This is a genomic window from Mesorhizobium sp. LNJC391B00 (genome assembly GCF_000502535.1).
Taxonomy (GTDB): domain Bacteria; phylum Pseudomonadota; class Alphaproteobacteria; order Rhizobiales; family Rhizobiaceae; genus Mesorhizobium.
In genome coordinates this window covers 31826-48237 of the sequence record NZ_AYWI01000004.1, presented here as the reverse complement: position 1 = coordinate 48237, position 16412 = coordinate 31826, and the positions used below count along the sequence as shown (strand labels likewise).

Genomic DNA, 16412 nt, shown 5'->3' with positions numbered 1-16412 from the left:
GCTTAAAGGCCGAACCCTTCGAAGCGCTTCTTGAACTTCGACAGGCGACCGCCGCGGTCGAGCAGGGTCTGCTGGCCGCCGGTCCAGGCCGGGTGCGTGGTCGGGTCGATATCGAGGTTCATCGTATCGCCTTCCTTGCCCCAGGTCGAACGGGTCGAGTATTCGGTGCCATCGGTCATGACGACCTTGATGGTGTGGTAGTCGGGATGGATATCGGCCTTCATTGTCGTGCTTCCTGGCTTGCGGCGCTACAGACGGGCCCGCGGCCTGCGTCGATGCGCCCCTTTTTAAAACTCGAAGCCGCAGCTATTGAAAAGCCACGGCTTCTAAAACGGTCGGCGAGCCTATACATCAGCCGGAATTGAATCACAAGGCCACGGCAGGCGCATATTGAACGCGCCCACCTGGAGCGGCCAGAGGAAACGGTCATGGCGGACATCAGCGGCGAGCAAGACGGGCGCAGGCGCTCGCTCGGGCCGCTCAGGCGCCTATATCCCTACATATTCCGCTACCGCAAACTGGTCATAGGCGCCCTCATTTCGCTCGCCATCGCCGCAGCGACGACGCTGGCGCTGCCGCTGGCCGTGCGGCGCATGATCGACCACGGTTTCAGTGCTTCCGGCACCGTCTTCATCGCCGAGTATTTCGCCGCTTTGGTTGCGATGGCAGCCATTCTGGCGGCGGCGTCGGCCGGACGCTACTACTTCGTCATCACGCTCGGCGAGCGGGTCGTTGCCGACATCCGCAGCGACGTGTTTTCGCATGTCACGACGCTTTCGCCGTCCTTCTTCGACACCGCCCAGTCGGGCGAGATCGTCTCGCGGCTTGCCGCCGACACCACGCAGGTGAAATCCGCCGTCGGCGCCACCGCCTCCGTGGCGTTGCGCAACGTCATCCTCGGCCTTGGCGCGGTGGCGATGATGGTCGTCACCAGCCCGAAACTGTCGGGCCTGGTGATCGCGGCCATTCCGCTCATCGTGCTGCCGCTGGTCGCGTTCGGCCGTTCGGTGAGGCGCCGGTCACGGCAGGCGCAGGATACGCTGGCGCAAGCGACCGCCTATGCCAGCGAGCAGATCGGCGCGGTGCGCACGCTGCAGGCGTTCACCAACGAGACGCTGGTCACCGGGCGGTTCTCGGCCGCGGTGGAAGCCGCCTTCCAGGCGGCGCGCTCGTCGATCTTCTCCCGCTCGCTGCTCACCTTCTTTGCCATCTTCATGATCTTTTCCTCGGTCGTGGCGGTGTTGTGGTTCGGCTCGCGTGACGTGCTTGCCGGCACGATGTCGCCCGGCACGCTCGGCCAGTTCCTGCTTTACTCCGTGTTTGCCGCAGGCGCGCTGGGCGCACTGTCGGAAGTCTGGGGCGAGCTTGCCCAGGCGGCGGGTGCGGCCGAAAGGCTGACCGAGATACTCGACGAGACGCCGGCGATTCAACCGCCGGCCAATCCGCTGCCGCTGCCCGCCAAGGCGACAGGCGCGATCAGTTTCGACGACGTCTCCTTCTCCTACCCGGCAAGGCCGGACCGTGCCGCCGTCCACGGCTTGAGTTTTCAGGTCAAGCCCGGCGAGACGGTGGCGATCGTCGGCCCGTCGGGCGCCGGAAAGAGCACCGTCTTTTCGCTGATCCTGCGCTTCTACGATCCCGAAACCGGCCGCATCGCCATTGACGGTGTCGACGTGCGCAAAGCCGATCCGGCTGAAGTGCGGGAGCGCATTGCCATCGTGCCGCAGGATGTCACCATCTTTGCGGCAAGCGCGCGCGACAATATCGGCTTTGGCCGGCCGGGCGCGACGAATGCCGAGATCGAGGCCGCCGCCAGGGCAGCGCTGGCCGACGAATTCATCCTCAGGCTCGACAAGGGCTACGATAGCCAGGTCGGCGAGCGCGGCGTCACCTTGTCCGGCGGCCAACGCCAGCGCGTGGCGATCGCCCGCGCCATCCTGCGCGACGCGCCGATCCTGCTGCTCGACGAAGCCACGTCGGCGCTCGACGCCGAAAGCGAAACGCTGGTGCAGACCGCGCTGGAACGGCTGATGCAGGGCCGCACCACCATCGTCATCGCCCACCGGCTGGCGACCGTGCTGAAGGCCGACCGCATCCTGGTCATGGATGGCGGCCGCATCGTCGAGGAAGGCACGCACCAGAGCCTGGTCGCCAAGGGCGGAATCTATGCAAGGCTGGCCAAGCTGCAGTTCGAAACCGGAGCAAGCGCCTTCAGGGGTGCCGCGGAGTAGCAACCCGCAATCAGGCGGGACCATACCGCTTGCGGACATGCTCGGTGAAATACGCGGCGTTGAGCTTTTCGCCGGTGGCGCGCTCAAGCAGTTCGGGCGTCGACCAGCGCGAACCCTGCGACCAGATCTTGTCGCGGCGCCAGTCATTGATGGCGGCGAAATTGCCCTTGGCGAGATCGCTGTCGGCTGAAGGATGGTCGCGCGTCAGCGCAGCCCATTGCTGCGCCGCCATCATGGCGCCCAGCGTATAGGACGGGAAATAGCCGAAGGCGGCGCCCGGCCAATGCACGTCCTGCATCGGTCCGTCGGCTGGATTGTCGATGGTCGAAAGGCCAAGATACTCCCGCATCTTGGCGTCCCAGGCTTCGGGCAGGTCGGCCGCCTGCAGCCGCCCCGAGACCAGCTCCTGCTCCAACTCGTAGCGCAGGATGACATGCAGCGGGTAGGTTACCTCGTCGGCGTCGACGCGGATCAGGCCGCGCTCGACCCGGTGCACATGCAGCAGGATGTCGTCCAGCGACCAGGCCTCGCCGAGATGCTTTTCCACCACCGGCAGCGCCCAGCGCCAGAATTCGGGGTTGCGGCCGATCTGCTTTTCGACGAACAGGCTCTGGCTTTCATGCACCGCCATGCCGCGCGCCTTGCCCAGCGGCCAGTGCGCCCAGGCCTTCGGCAGGTTCTGCTCGTAGAGCGCGTGGCCGGTCTCGTGCAGCACGCCCATCAAAGCCGACAGGAAATCGGACGTTTTGTAGCGGGTGGTGATGCGCACGTCGCTCGGCACGCCGCCGCAGAAGGGATGGTGCGATACGGACAGAGAACCGTGGGTGAGGTCGAAGCCGACCGAAGCCATCATGGCGAGACCAAGCTCGCGCTGCCGGTCGATCGCATAGCTGCCGGAGAGCGGCTTCACGGGATGCCTGGCCAGGCGCGCTTCCTGCGCGGCCAGGGCTTCCGGCACGAAGCCCTTCAGGAATGTCTTCAGCTCGGTGAAGACCGGCGTGATGTCGGCGGCGCGGTTGCCAGGATCGTATTGCTCCATCAGCGCGTCGTAGGGATCGAGGCCGAGCGCGTCGGCGCGCAGGGCGGCTTCCTCGCGCACCAGCGCGATGACACTTTCGAGCGCCGGCAGGAATCCGGCCCAGTCGTTCTTGGCGCGCAGGTCGCGCCAGAGTTGCTCCGAGCGCATGCGCGCTACCGTCTGGCGCTCGACGAATTCGACCGGCAGGCAGGTCAGGTTGGTGTATTGCCGGCGCAACTCCCGAACCGCCGCTTGCTGCTCCTCGTTGAGCGCTTCAGCTTCTGCAGCGGCGAGCCAGTCGGCGATCTCCGGCGCGGTAGCCCTGATATGCAGCATGCCGGCAAGCGAAGACATCGCTTCGGCGCGCTTCTCGCCGCCGCCGACGGCCATGTGGGTCGCCTCGTCGGCGCCGAGGATAGCGAGCGCATGTTCCAGCGCTTCGAGCTTGTGGCCGAGATCATCGAGCTTCTGAAAAGACATGACAGGTTCCGCGTTTTGGACCGCGGGAAAAGATACCAACGCGCCAGGATTGGCAACCCTCAAAGGTGGCTATGCAGCTTGCGCCGGTGAGCTGGTGCGTGGAATGCTGGCTGACGGTGGAACACCGCCATGGAGGGGAGACTAAGATGATCGGCAATATCCTGGTCGGGCTGGTGGCCCTGATCCACCTCTTTATCGTCTATCTGGAGATGGTGGCGTGGGACACACCGCGCGGGCACAGGGCGTTCAACCTCAAGCCGGACTTCGCCAGCGCATCGAAGGTGCTCGCCGCCAATCAGGGGCTCTACAACGGCTTCCTTGCTGCGGGGCTGATCTGGGGCCTCTATCTCGGCGCGGCGGGATTCCAGATCAAGGTGTTCTTCCTGCTTTGCATCGCCGTCGCCGGCCTCTATGGCGCGGCGACTGCCAGCCGGAAGATCCTCTATATTCAGACCGTGCCGGCGGTGCTGGGCCTCGCTGCGCTGTGGCTGGGCTGGTGACAAAAAAGACGCCCTCGGAGCCAGATCCGGGGGCGTCAGACAGTCCCTTCCTCATTCCTGGAGATATCAGAGCGGATCTCAGCCGTTCGGATAATTCCCGCCGTCGGAGCCATCACCGATCATGAAGCCGCTGCCGGTGTCGGACATCAGCCTCTGATCGACATTGTCGAGGCGGCGCAGCAGATCGTGATATTGCGCGGCCGGGATCCGGCCATGGTCCGAAGCGGCGACCCGTTCGGCGGCCTGGCCGATATGCGCCGCACGCAGATGCAGCCACCGCGCTTCCGAGGTCGAGATGCCCTTCGTTTCGCGCGCATCCGTGATGCCCTGTTCGACGCCCCGCACCTGCTCGATCAGGCCGGTCACGCGCGGACTGGTCATGTCGGTCGGGTCGCTGGCGTCGAGGGCGCCCTTGTGATGTCCGGCGGCATGGGCGCCGGCGAGTGGAACAGTGATCAGAAGTGTCGTGAGGGTTGCGGTCCTGAGAGTCTTCAAAGAGCGCATGATGTGCGTCTCCTCCTGCTGTGGAAGGGGCAAGCGCTTTCGCTCCACCTTCCGGAAGCGGGCCGTCCGGTTCCGTCGCGTCGCGATGGGAGGCATCGCCGGCGGTTCTCGGCCCTGCGCGTCAAAGTAGGAGCCCGGAAACGCGAAGTGTAGTTAAAGAAAGATAATGTTTTCAGGCCTTGCCGGCTTGGCGTTGCGCCCTAGCCGGCAAACAATTTCGCGTGACTGAAAATCACCGTTCGGTGAGCTTCAGTTCAATGCGTCGGTTCTTGTTGCGGGCGTCTTCGGTGTCGGCGGGGTCGAGTGGCTGGAATTCGCCGAAGCCGGCCGCAACCAGCCGGTTGGCGGGCACGCCGTTCTCGATCAGGTATTTGACCACCGAGGTCGAACGCGCCGTCGACAATTCCCAATTGTCGCGATAGCGGCCGGCGCCGGACAGCGGCTTGTTGTCGGTGTGGCCGTCGACGCGCAGCACCCAGTTGATCTCGGGCGGGATTTCCTTTTGCAACTCGATGATGGCATCGGCGAGCTTCTTCATCTCGACCTTGCCGGCATCGTTGATCACTTCCGACCCGGTCGGGAACAGAACTTCCGACTGGAAGACGAAGCGGTCGCCGACGATGCGGATGTTCTCGCGATCGGCGAGGATTTCGCGCAGGCGGCCGAAGAAGTCGGAGCGGTACCGGTTCAGTTCCTGCACGCGCTGCGCCAGCGCGACGTTGAGCCGACGGCCGAGATCGGCGATCTTGGTGTTGGAATCGCGGTCGCGCGTTTCGGACACGTTGAGGGCGTCCTCGAGCGCGCCGATCTGCTTGCGCAGTGCCGCGATCTGCTGGTTCAGGATCTCGACCTGGCTCAGCGCCTGCTGGCTGATCTGGCGCTGGCTGTCGAGTTCGCCGCCGAGCTCCGCGGCGCGCTGGTTGGCGGCGTCGCCGGCGCCGGCGCCTTGCGCCAGCAACTGCTCGAGCCGGCTCCTTTCTGCTTCCGCCGCCGACAGCGACGCCTGCAGATTGGCCAGCGAATCGTCCTTGTCCTGCGCGGTCGAACGCTCCAGCGCCAGCAGCTGCGTCAGTTCGTTGATCTGCGAGTTGAGGCGCGTGAGCGCCGTATCCTTGCCGGAGAGTTCGCGGCCGAGCAGGAACTGCGCCAGCACGAAAACGGTAAGCAGGAACATGATGGCGAGCAGCAGCGTCGACAGCGCGTCGACGAAGCCCGGCCAATAGTCGATCCGGCGATCGGTGCGCCGGCCCCTGGCGAGAGCCATGCTAGTGGACCCCGGGTTTCTTCAGCGCGTCGGCGATCTTTTCCAGCGTGTTGCGCATCGCCTTCTGCTCGTCCGACTGGGCCTCGACCCAGTCGCGCATGATCTGCTGCTCGGAGCGCATGTTCTTGACCAGGCCGGAAATGCCGTCGGCGAGATTGGCCATGGCGGTGGCGACGCGCGGATTGGAGCCGCCGCCGCTTTCCTGCATGCTGCGCAGCCGTTCCGACAGGACCCGGATCTCGTCGGAGGATTCAGTCTTGGCCGGGTCGGCGACGGCGATGTCGGAGGAGAGATCGGTGACCGAGGACAGCCAGTTTTCAAGCTCGGTATAGAATCGGGTCTGGGCGCGGCCGGCCTGCAGGTCGAGGAAGCCTAGCACCAGCGACCCGGAAAGACCGAACAGCGAGGACGAAAAGGCCGTGCCCATGCCGGCCAGCGGCGCCGACAGCCCCTGCTTCAGCGAATCGAGCACGGCGGCGGCGTCGCCGGTGCCGGGATCGAGCGATTCGATGGTTTCGCGGATCGAGCCGATGGTGTTGAGCAGGCCCCAGAAGGTGCCGAGCAGACCGAGGAACACCAGCAACCCGACGAGATAGCGCGAGGTGTCGCGGCTTTCGTCGAGGCGGGTGGCGATCGAATCCAGCATGGTGCGCATCGAAGACGTCGAGAAGGCGACCGTCGAGGAGCGGCCGATCATTGCCTTCATCGGCGCCAGCAGCACCGGCTCGGTGGTTTCGGAACCGGCGCGGAAGGAATTGACCCAGCGCACTTCGCGAAACAGTCGTCCGACCTGGGCGAAGGCGAGCAGGATGCCGACCACAAGGACGCCGACGATGAGGCCATTGAGGCCGGGATTGCTCCCGAAAGCGGTCGAGATCTGGCGGGTGAGGATGGCGGCGATGAAGGCGACGATGACCAGGAAGATGACCATGGTCAGGAGGAAGACCTGCGGGCTCGACAGTTTGTGCGGATCGTACATCAGGACATCAGAACGCCTGCCCACGCCGAAGGATCTGAGAAAAGCCATCCGTGCCCCGTTTCCGATGCTCTATTTGCCTTGACGCAATTCCGAACGGGAAGCCGCTCATACTTCCCTGGAACTGCTCCAGTGCCGCCGATCACGTAATTCGCGACTCTAAACGGAATTGTGACCAAATTGAATGGCGCTTGGCAATATTGCCCGACTGTCGGGCCGCACCACGCCGTTCAGAGGCGGTTGACGACCAGGCAGTCGACCATGGCGGCAAGATGCAGCCCGGCGCCGGTGACGACAAAGCCGTGCCAGAGGGCATTGTGAAAGCGCAGGCGTTTCCAGGCGAAGAAGATGACGCCGCAGGAGTACACGATGCCGCCGGCGACAATCAGCGCGATCGAAGTCGTCGGCAACGTCGCCACCAGCGGCTTGACCAGGACGACGCCGCTCCAGCCGATGGCGAGATAGAAGACAATGGCCAGACGGTCGAAGCGGCCGGGCAGGAACACTTTCATGGCAATGCCGGTCAAAGCAGCGGTCCAGACAAGGACAATCATCGGCAGCGCCAGCGGCGAGCCGTCGAGCTGGGCCAGAAAGGGCGTGTAGGTCGCGGCGATCAGGAGGTAGATCGCCGCATGATCGAAGCGCCGCAAGATCCACTTCGCCGGCGACGTCACCGGCCACAGATTGTAGGTCAGCGAAATCGACAGCACAGTCAGCAGCGACACCACAAAGAAGGCGGCGGCGATGTATTCGCCGGGACCGGCATGGAAGGCGGCCAGTGCCAGCAAGGCCGAGCCGGCTGCTATCGCCAGCACGATGCCGACCGCATGGACGATGCCATCGGCGATCATCTCCGCACGCGAGTAGTGCCAACGCCCGACATAAGGGATTTCAACTGGCTGGTCTGGCTGCGCTTCTCGCGAGGATAGTGAAGGTATGCTCGTCATAAAAAATCCTGCGTCACCCTTATCTGGGCGGCCGCCGGGCAGTATTTCAAGCTTTGATTGCGGTTTTGCGACCGCGGCGCTTCAGCACGCCGCGCCGGCATGCCAAGTGATCAGCGCGCCGAAAGCGGCTTCTTCACCGCCTTGAGCAGCGCGCGCTGGATGACCTCGTTGCCGGCGACGAGCGAACCCGCCTCGAGCATATCCTGGCCTCCATCCATGTCGGAGACGAAGCCACCGGCCTCGCGGATCAGCAGCAGGCCGGCGGCAATGTCCCAGGCCGACAGGCCGGTTTCCCAAAAGCCGTCCATGCGGCCGGCCGCGACATAAGCGAGATCGAGCGCCGCGGAACCCAGGCGGCGCACGCCCGAGACCTCGGCCATCACATTGCGCAACTCGACGAGGAAATTGCCGTGCTGGCCGCGGCCGAGATGCGGCACGCCGCAGCCGATGACGCAGTCGGTGAGCTTGCTGCGGCCGGCAACGCGCAGCCGGCGATCGTTCATGAAGGCGCCGCCGCCGCGCTCGGCGGTGTAGAGCTCATCCATTGCCGGATTGTAGATGACGGCGGCGACCAACTGGCCCTGTCGCTCCAGCGCGATCGAGATGGAAAAGATCGGAATGCCGTGCAGGAAATTGGTGGTGCCGTCGAGCGGGTCGACGATCCAACGGTGCTGGTCGTCGTCCCCTGCGATCATGCCGCGCTCTTCCATCAGGAAGGCATAGCCCGGCCGCGCCTTCGACAGTTCGGCAAACAGGATGTCCTCGGCCTTGCGGTCGGCTTGGCTGACATAGTCGCCCGGTCCCTTCATCGACACCTGCAGGTTCTGCACCTCGCCGAAGTCGCGCGACAGCGAGCGGCCGGCCTTCATGGCGGCCTGGACCATGACATTGAGAAGTGCGGAGCGTGCCATCGTATCTGTTCCTGCCTACGCGTCAGTCTGCGCGGCGCATGTAGGTGAGTTCGTTGGTGTCGACGACGATGCGTTCGCCGGCGCCGATGAATGGCGGCACCAGCACGCGGATGCCGTTTTCCAGCACCGCCGGCTTGTACGAGGACGCGGCCGTCTGGCCCTTCACCACCGGGTCGGCCTCGGTGATGGTCAGCGTCACCTGGTCGGGCAGCGAAATGCCGATCGGCCTGTCCTCATAGAGCTGGACCGTCACCATCATGCCGTCCTGCAGGAAGGCGGCGCGGTCGCCGACGAAATCCTTCGCCAGCTCGAGCTGCTCGTAGCTCTGCGTGTCCATGAACACCAGCGCGTCGTCCTGGGCGTAGAGGAAGGAAAAATCCTTCAGATCGAGCCGGATCTGCTCGACGGTCTCCGCTGAGCGGAAGCGCTCGTTGAGCTTGGTGCCGTTGATCAGGTTCTTAAGTTCGACCTGGTTGTAGGCGCCGCCTTTGCCGGGCTTGACGGTGTTGGTCCTGACCGCCACCCAAAGGCCGCCATCGTGCTCGATGACATAGCCGGGACGGATTTCGTTGCCATTGATCTTGGCCATGATGAGATTGATCCGGGATGCTAGCAACGGCTTGGCCGTTGATATGAGGATGGTCGCTGGATAAGCGATTTCGGGCTCCCAAGACCACAAATCGGCAGGAGAGGCAAGGGATGCCAGATCGCCCGACAAGGGCTGGTAGCCTCAAACCTGGGCCGCAATGACTTTGCCGACGGCCTCGACGATGGCGTCCGCAGCCTCAGTCTGCCGGTTGAGATGAGGCGAACGAAGTGCGGCGACCTGCAAGGAAAGGTCGACATCTTCCGTGTTGACCAGCATGAGGCCGTCGGGAAGTCCGCGCCTTGCAAGACGCAACGGCACTAGCCCAAGGCCGTGCCCCCGACGGACCCATTCCATCTGCAAGGCCGGATCCTGTATCTCCGCCGCGATCTCGAAATAACGCCTTCCGCCGACCAGAACGGACGTGAGCTTCTGGCGCGCGTCGCAAGGTGCCGGACTAAGCACCCACGGCATGGGTGTCCGGCCACCGTCTTCCGGATCGGCGACGGTGGACGCAGCTATGACGCCAAGACGTTCAGTGCCAAGCGCTTCCGGACCTGGCTTGTCCGACGATCGCAGAACAATCGTCACATCGAGCTCGCCGCGTTCGAATTGATCGATCAGTTCGGCGCTCCAGCCGGTCTTGAGCCGTAGCGACACTTTCGGGAACGCCGCCGCGGCGTTGGCGATGGCCCCGGCGATGTCGCGGTCCGAGAGGCCATGAGCGAGGCCAAGGCGGAACAGACCTTCCGGCTCGGTCTTTCCGGCGAAGGATTTCAGCGCTTCTACGGAAGCGATGATATCGCGTCCGCGCGCCAGCACTCCCAGCCCCGTCGGCGTCAGTCGCGGCGGCTTTTGCCGGCGGTCGAGCAGCGTCGTGCCAAGCATGTCCTCCAGCCGCTGGATTTGCCGGGTCACAGCCGGCTGCGTCAGCGGCAGGCGCCGGGCGACCTTCTGGATCGAGCCCTCCTCGGCAAACAGGGCGAGCGTGCGCAATTCCTCAAGCATAGTCAGAACGATGTTTTGCAAGCATAATCATTCTGAACATTATGAATTTGAAATCCACCGCCTGGCAAGCGATTTTCCTTTCAAACGGAAGGACAATGACAATGAAGGCAATCGAACTGCAGAGCCCAGGCGGCATCGACAATCTCATGATGGTCGAACGGCCAACGCCGGAACCCGGCCGTCAGGAGATGATCGTCCGCGTCAAGGCGACGGCGCTCAACTACCGCGATGTCGAGATCGCGCGCGGCAGCTATCACACGACATTCCCCTTGCCGCTGGTGCCGCTTTCCGACGGCGTCGGCGAGGTCGTTGCGGTTGGCTCCGAGGTCAGCCGCTTCAAGGTCGGCGACCGGGTCTGCGGCACGTTCTGGCAGCGATGGGTCGGCGGCAGCTTCGCCATGGCCGAACCCTCATACCAGCGCGGTGGCCCCATCGATGGGCTGCTAAGCGAATTCGCCCGGCTGGACGAACAGGCGGCGGTCATCGCCCCGGCGCAGCTCAGCGATGTCGAGGCGGCGACGTTGCCTTGCGCCGCGGTCACTGCCTGGCATGCGTTGTTCACCGAGGGCAAGCTCAAGCCAGGCGAAACCGTGCTCAGCCTCGGCACCGGCGGCGTGTCGCTGTTTGCCGTGCAGTTGGCAAGGGCGGCCGGCGCGCGCGTCATTGTTACGTCGAGCAGCGATGAGAAGCTTGCCCGGGCGAAGGGGCTTGGCGCGCATCACGGCATCAACTACCGCGACAATCCGGACTGGTCGTCGGCCGTGCTGGCGCTGACCGATGGCCGCGGCGCGGACCACATCATCGAAGTCGGTGGTCCCCAGAGTTTCGCGCAGTCGCTCAAGGCGTCGGCGCGCGGCGCCCAGATCAACGTCATCGGCTATCTCGGCGGCAGCGAAGGGGTGATCAATCCGCTCGACATCTTCCGACGCCAGGTGAAAGCACGCGGCATACCGGTCGGCTCGCGCGAGTCCTTCGAAGCGATGAACCGGGCGCTCGCCGTCAATCGGCTGCGGCCGGTGATCGACCGGGTCTTCCCATGGGCAGAGGCAGCGCAGGCCTTTCGCCATCTCGAACACGGCTCTCCCTTCGGCAAGGTCGTGCTGGATCATACACAGTGACGTTGCGTGTCAGGGCAGGCGGTTGGCCTTCTGCAAGGCTTGCTTTGTCTGATCGTCGGTCAGCCCTTGCAGGAAATCGTCCATCTCCGGATCGATAAGGCCGGCGCGGCGGGCGACCACATACCAGGCCCCGGCCAGGATCAGGTCGGGGTCGGTTCCGATGCCGCCCATATAGAGCTTTGCCAACCGGTTCTGGGCAGCGACATTGCCGCCTTCAGCTGCCTGCTTCATCCAGTTGAAGCCGGATTTCAGGTCGCGAACACCGCCCCGGCCCTCGATCATCCAGGCGGCAAGATCGATCTGCGCGGTGTCGTAGTTCTGCCTGGCAGCCTGTGCCAGCAAGCTGCGGGCCTTTGCATCGTCGCGGGTTTTGCCGCCGACGCCATTGGCATAAACCTGCGCCATCGCATACTGGGCGTCGGCAAGCCCTGTCGCCGCGGCACGCTCATAATAAGGCACAGCCCTGGCGATGCCGGCATCGCCCGGATCCTGCTGCACGAGCAATTGCGCGAAGTTGAACTGCGCCAGCCGGTTGCCGGCCTCGGCGGCGGCCTGCATCAACGCATAAGCTCCCTTCTCGTCCTTCTTGACGTAGCGGCCGTCGAGCAGCATCAGCGCATACTGGAACTGCGATTCAGGAATCCCCTGCTCGGCGGCCTGCGCATACCATTTGGCGGCTTCCGCTGGGTTGAGCGGCACGCCCAACCCGCGCGACAGGATCTCGGCCACCAGCGTTTGCGCCGCCGGGTCGCCATTCTTGGCCCGCACCAGCGCCAGATTGTAGGCGGTCTTGTAAAGACCGCGCTGGAAAGCGCCATAGGCGGGGTCCGCCGGCTTGGCGCCGAAACGCTCTGGGTTGATCGCGTCGGCCGACGGCAGCGGCGCGGTTGTCGCGGGCTGCGGCAGCGGGGTGTCGATCGGCTTTTCGATATGGACGCCGGAATCCGTGGCACCGGCTTTCGGGGCACCCGTATCGGGGGCGACCGCATCCGGCACGCTGAGGGCGGGCGCGCTGGTGTCCGGCCTCGGCTGCGGCAGCGGAACGGTTTCCGCCGCGATCGCTGCCCCGCTCATCAAGGCCGCAACGAGAACCGCGAGAGGAAGTCCAGGTCGGCGCACGTCAGCCCTCGAAGCGCGGCGCGGTTTGGTCGAGCAGCGCATTGGCGGCGGCAATCGCCGCCTTCGGATCGGCGCCTTCGGCCAAGACGGCGCTGGACAGCGCCACGAACTCGGCGCCAGTGGCGGCCACCGCTTCTACCGAAGCGATGGCGGAACCGGCCATGACGACGCAAGGGATCTCAATCACGTCCGCCCACCATTGCCCGAGCGACAGGTTGCGCGGATGCGGTTCCGGCTTGTTGTCGTAGCCGAAGCGGCCGAAGAAGATGTAGTCGGGCCTGGTTTCGCCGAGTTCCAGCGCGTCGTCGCGCGTCTTGGCGCCGCCGGCGCCGACCATCATCTTGCCCTGGAAGTGTTCGATGGTCTCGGCGAGCGCGTCCTTGGAAACCTCGACATGAATGCCGTCGGCCTGGACACGGCCGGCAATGCGGGTATCGCCGGCGATGACGACGGCGATGCCGGCCGCTTGCGCGGCCGGTACGATCTGTTCTGCGAAGGCCTGGAAGGCAGCCTCGTCCATGCCGTTCTCAGGCAGGATCAGGGAAGCGATATCACCGCCGTCGAAGGCAGCCGCAATGCGCTGCGCCGGAGCGTCCTTGGGTGCGATCAGCACGATGCGGCAGCGGTTGGGGGGTGTTGCGTCGTTCATGGCTTTCGATCCCGGGTTTCGCCTATGCCGGGCGAAGATGGTTGCATTGCGGCATAGAACAAAGCGCCCGCCTTGAACAGGCGGGCGGGGATCGATGAGATGGCTTTGGTTTACGATAGCCCGCAAGAAGACGCTCTGCCGCTCATTTGACGGCTTGCGGGCTTTCGACCGTTGGTTTGGCTTTCCACAAAGTCCAGCCGAGGTTCATGCCGGCGGCGGCGACCAGGATCGCGGCGGCGCCGACGAGCTGGGCCGGATGCAGCCGGTGGCCGAAAGCCATGACATCGACCAGGATCGCCACGACAGGATAGATGAAGGACAGCGACCCCTGCAGATGCGTCGGCAGTTTCTGGATGGCGGCGTACATCAATATGTACACCAGGCCCGTGTGAACGACGCCAAGCGTGGCCAGCATGGCCCAGCTCCAGGCATCTGCGGGCAAATGCGAGAGGTTGGCGAAGGGCGCCAGCATGACGACGCCGACGCAGACCTGGATCAGCGCGATCAGATGCGGCGGGGTGCCCTTGAGCTTCTTGGCGACGATTGCCGCGACAGCCCAGAAGAAGGCCGCTCCGAGCGCCATGACGATGCCGATGACATAATCTGTGCCGGTTATGCCGGAACCGACACCCGCATCGGGCCCTGTCTGCACGATCAGCAGCATGCCGGCGAAGGCGATGCCGAGCCAGGTCAGCTTGGCCAGGGTCAGCCGCTCGCCGAAGAACAGCGCGCCGAAGCCGACCAGCATGAAGGGCTGCGTGTTGTAGACCGCCGTGGCAATCGAGATCGAGGCGCGGGAGAAGGCGCTGAACAGCAACAGCCAGTTGATGACAATGGCCGCGCCGCCAAGAGCGGCGATGGCAACAATGCGCAGCGTCAGCCTGCCGCGCAGCAGCCCGAGTGCCGCGCAGGTGATCAGCAGCGCCACCGCTCCGAAAGCGCAGCGCCAGAACACCACGTCCATGACGGGCTGGCCCGACATGACGACAAACCAGCCGATCGTGCCGACGATCGTCATCGCCGCCGTCATCTCGATCGTGCCGCGTACCGTGTTGTCCATGACAATACCTCTATCTGTTGAGGCCATAATCTCATGCCGCCTTGAGGGTTTATATGCCTTATGAAAGGTGATAAGCGCACAACACCTTATTTAATAAGGCGCGCGCTGCCCTTTTGCTAGGAGATGAAATGCTGGACGAGTTGGACAGAAAGCTTCTCGACATCCTGATCCTGGATTCGCGGACTTCGTTGAAGGATCTGGCGCAGCAGGTCGGGCTGTCGTCGCCGAGCGTCTCGGAACGGCTGCGGCGGCTCGAGGAACGCGGCGTCATCCGCGCCTTCACCATCGAGATCGAGCCGGAGGCGCTGGGGTTTCCGCTGCAGGCGATCGTGCGGGTGCGGCCACTGCCGGGCAAGCTGCACATCGTGCAGAAGCTGATCGAGGAGATCCCGGAATTCGGCGAATGCGACAAGGTCACCGGCGACGACTGTTTCGTGGCCCGGCTCTACGTGCGCTCCATCGGCGAGCTCGACAAGCTTCTCGACCGCATCGCCGACAAGGCGGAGACCAGCACCGCCATCATCAAGGCGCAGCCGATCCGGCGCCGTCCGCCGCCACTGAACTAAAGCTCCAATTTGTAACCGATGTGGCTGGCCTTGAAGCCGAGCCGGTCATAGAAGCGATGCGCGTCCTGGCGGCTCTTGTTGGTGGTCAGCTGGATAATCTTGCAGCCGCGTTCACGGCACTGTTCGATCGCCCATTCCAGCAGACGCTGTCCCAGCCGTTCGCCGCGGCGGTCTGCGACGACGCGCAGAGCCTCGATCTGGCCGCGCAAGGCGCCCTGCAGCGACAGCCCGGCGAGATAGCTGATCTGCAACGTGCCGATGACGCGGCCGCTATCCGTCATCACGGCAAGAAACTGGTTGGGGTCGGCGTCGATGGCGGCAAAGGCGTCGCGATAGGCCTTGGCGAGTGGCTCGGTCGCATCCTCGCGGCTGAGGCCAAGCGGATCGTCGGCGAGCATGGCTACGATGGCAGGCAGGTCGGCCGCTTCGGCGCGGCGGATGTGGGGTTCGCTCATTGTCAAAAACCTGGGGTCAAAAACCTGGGGTCAAAAACCTGGGGTCAAAACCTGGGGCCAAAACCTGGGGTCAAAACCTGATGCATCGGACGGCGCCTTTATGCATCGGCGGCGATCTTGCCGTAAATCCGGAACCGTCGCTTTACGCACAGTTGATCGACACGGCCGGCATTTTCCCGGTCGCGGCGCAAGGGTTTCTGGGCTATTGCAGGGCAATCGTCTTCCCTCCAGCATTTCCAGTTCATGTCAGGTCTGCTCGCCGATCCGTGGTTTTATGCCGCCGCCATTCCGGCGGTGATACTTGTCGGGCTGTCGAAAGGCGGCTTCGGCGGCGCTGTCGGCTTCGTTGGCGTGCCTTTGATGGCGCTGGCCATGCCGCCGGTGCAGGCGGCGGCCATCCTGCTGCCGATCCTGTGCCTGATGGACATCGTTTCGGTGTGGACGTGGTGGGGCGTCTACGACAGAAAGATGCTGGTCGACATGATGCCGGGCGCGGTGATCGGCATTGGGCTCGGCTGGCTGACGGCAGCGCTCGTAACCGAAGAGATGGTGCGGCTGATCGTCGGCGCTGTCGCGCTGATCTTCGTGCTGCGCTGGCTCTATCTCCAGTTCCGCCACGGTTCCGACCATGCGGCGGCGCCCAACCGCATCGCCGCCGCCTTCTGGGGCACCGTCGCCGGCTTCACCAGCTTCGTCGCCCATGTCGGCGGGCCCCCCTTCCAGGTCTATGCGCTGCCGATACGGCTTGATCCGAAGGTGCTGTCGGGGACATCGGCGATCTTCTTTGCCGCCACCAACGCGCTGAAGCTGATCCCCTACTTCGCGCTTGGCCAGTTCGACACCGCCAACCTGACGGCGTCGGCCGTGCTGATGCCGCTGGCGCCGCTGGCCACCATCGCCGGCGCCTGGCTGGTGCGGCGCATGCGGCCGGAGATTTTTTATCCCTTCACCTACGCGACCGTGGCCGTGGTCGCGGTCAAGCTGCTTTGGGACGGGATCGCCGGCCTGCTCTAAATCCCG

Annotated in this window: 18 protein-coding genes; 5 read left to right on the top strand and 13 right to left on the bottom strand. The window is 64.5% G+C overall.

Features of this window, described 5'->3' with window-relative positions; genetic code table 11:
• Positions 1-2: 2 nt before the first annotated feature.
• Positions 3-224: a 50S ribosomal protein L31 gene (rpmE, locus tag X750_RS153540; RefSeq protein WP_023668748.1), complete on the bottom strand. Its 222-nt coding sequence runs from the start codon at positions 222-224 to the stop codon at positions 3-5.
• Between the two features lie 204 nt (positions 225-428).
• Between rpmE and X750_RS153545 the strand changes: the two genes are divergently transcribed.
• A complete protein-coding gene (locus X750_RS153545) occupies positions 429-2231 on the top strand; it encodes an ABC transporter transmembrane domain-containing protein (protein ID WP_023747298.1) in 1803 nt (600 codons plus the stop codon).
• 10 nt (positions 2232-2241) lie between these two features.
• Here X750_RS153545 and X750_RS153550 read toward each other — a convergent pair whose 3' ends face one another.
• Complete coding sequence (locus tag X750_RS153550; RefSeq protein WP_023747297.1) at positions 2242-3729, bottom strand: carboxypeptidase M32; 1488 nt, start codon at positions 3727-3729, stop codon at positions 2242-2244.
• A 146-nt stretch (positions 3730-3875) separates the two neighbouring features.
• Between X750_RS153550 and X750_RS153555 the strand changes: the two genes are divergently transcribed.
• Positions 3876-4229, top strand: coding sequence for a DUF1304 domain-containing protein (locus X750_RS153555; protein ID WP_023728634.1), 354 nt, complete (start codon positions 3876-3878; stop codon positions 4227-4229).
• 78 nt (positions 4230-4307) lie between these two features.
• Here X750_RS153555 and X750_RS153560 read toward each other — a convergent pair whose 3' ends face one another.
• The 7 genes from X750_RS153560 to X750_RS1000000163665 form a co-directional block, all read right to left on the bottom strand.
• Positions 4308-4733, bottom strand: coding sequence for a hypothetical protein (locus X750_RS153560; RefSeq protein ID WP_023747296.1), 426 nt, complete (start codon positions 4731-4733; stop codon positions 4308-4310).
• A 232-nt stretch (positions 4734-4965) separates the two neighbouring features.
• Positions 4966-5997, bottom strand: a complete 1032-nt coding sequence (locus tag X750_RS153565; RefSeq protein ID WP_023747295.1) for a peptidoglycan -binding protein — start codon at positions 5995-5997, stop codon at positions 4966-4968.
• A gap of 1 nt (position 5998) precedes the next feature.
• Complete coding sequence (locus X750_RS153570) at positions 5999-7024, bottom strand: MotA/TolQ/ExbB proton channel family protein (RefSeq protein ID WP_023668754.1); 1026 nt, start codon at positions 7022-7024, stop codon at positions 5999-6001.
• Positions 7025-7203: 179 nt separating this feature from the next.
• Positions 7204-7824: a hemolysin III family protein gene (locus tag X750_RS153575; protein ID WP_023694587.1), complete on the bottom strand. Its 621-nt coding sequence runs from the start codon at positions 7822-7824 to the stop codon at positions 7204-7206.
• Positions 7825-8030: 206 nt separating this feature from the next.
• Entirely contained in the window at positions 8031-8831 is an 801-nt protein-coding gene (locus X750_RS153580; RefSeq protein ID WP_023684166.1) for an inositol monophosphatase family protein, read from the bottom strand.
• A gap of 22 nt (positions 8832-8853) precedes the next feature.
• Positions 8854-9420: an elongation factor P gene (gene efp / locus X750_RS153585; RefSeq protein ID WP_023668757.1), complete on the bottom strand. Its 567-nt coding sequence runs from the start codon at positions 9418-9420 to the stop codon at positions 8854-8856.
• Positions 9421-9561: 141 nt separating this feature from the next.
• A complete protein-coding gene (locus X750_RS1000000163665; RefSeq protein ID WP_023747294.1) occupies positions 9562-10446 on the bottom strand; it encodes a LysR family transcriptional regulator in 885 nt (294 codons plus the stop codon).
• An 80-nt stretch (positions 10447-10526) separates the two neighbouring features.
• Here X750_RS1000000163665 and X750_RS153590 point away from each other — a divergent pair, with 80 nt between their 5' ends.
• Entirely contained in the window at positions 10527-11543 is a 1017-nt protein-coding gene (locus X750_RS153590) for an NAD(P)-dependent alcohol dehydrogenase (protein WP_023742241.1), read from the top strand.
• A 9-nt stretch (positions 11544-11552) separates the two neighbouring features.
• Here the strand turns inward: X750_RS153590 and X750_RS153595 are convergent, their stop codons facing one another.
• The 3 genes from X750_RS153595 to X750_RS153605 all read right to left on the bottom strand — a co-directional run bounded on the left by X750_RS153595 (position 11553) and on the right by X750_RS153605 (position 14371).
• Positions 11553-12617: a tetratricopeptide repeat protein gene (locus X750_RS153595; RefSeq protein WP_196814895.1), complete on the bottom strand. Its 1065-nt coding sequence runs from the start codon at positions 12615-12617 to the stop codon at positions 11553-11555.
• A gap of 46 nt (positions 12618-12663) precedes the next feature.
• Positions 12664-13311 carry a thiamine phosphate synthase gene (locus X750_RS153600; RefSeq protein WP_023747292.1) on the bottom strand — a complete coding sequence of 216 codons (648 nt, stop codon included), beginning with the start codon at positions 13309-13311 and terminating at the stop codon, positions 12664-12666.
• 142 nt (positions 13312-13453) lie between these two features.
• Complete coding sequence (locus tag X750_RS153605) at positions 13454-14371, bottom strand: DMT family transporter (protein WP_023684172.1); 918 nt, start codon at positions 14369-14371, stop codon at positions 13454-13456.
• Positions 14372-14499: 128 nt separating this feature from the next.
• Between X750_RS153605 and X750_RS153610 the strand changes: the two genes are divergently transcribed.
• On the top strand, positions 14500-14937 hold the full coding sequence (locus tag X750_RS153610; protein ID WP_023747291.1) for an Lrp/AsnC family transcriptional regulator: 438 nt from the start codon (positions 14500-14502) through the stop codon (positions 14935-14937).
• Here the strand turns inward: X750_RS153610 and X750_RS153615 are convergent.
• Positions 14934-15392, bottom strand: a complete 459-nt coding sequence (locus X750_RS153615) for a GNAT family N-acetyltransferase (protein WP_023747290.1) — start codon at positions 15390-15392, stop codon at positions 14934-14936. The two genes, X750_RS153610 and X750_RS153615, sit on opposite strands and share 4 nt — an antisense overlap.
• 243 nt (positions 15393-15635) lie before the next feature.
• On the opposite strand from X750_RS153615, the gene X750_RS153620 reads away from it, so the two are divergent.
• Entirely contained in the window at positions 15636-16406 is a 771-nt protein-coding gene (locus X750_RS153620) for a sulfite exporter TauE/SafE family protein (RefSeq protein ID WP_023668765.1), read from the top strand.
• Positions 16407-16412 lie beyond the last annotated feature (6 nt).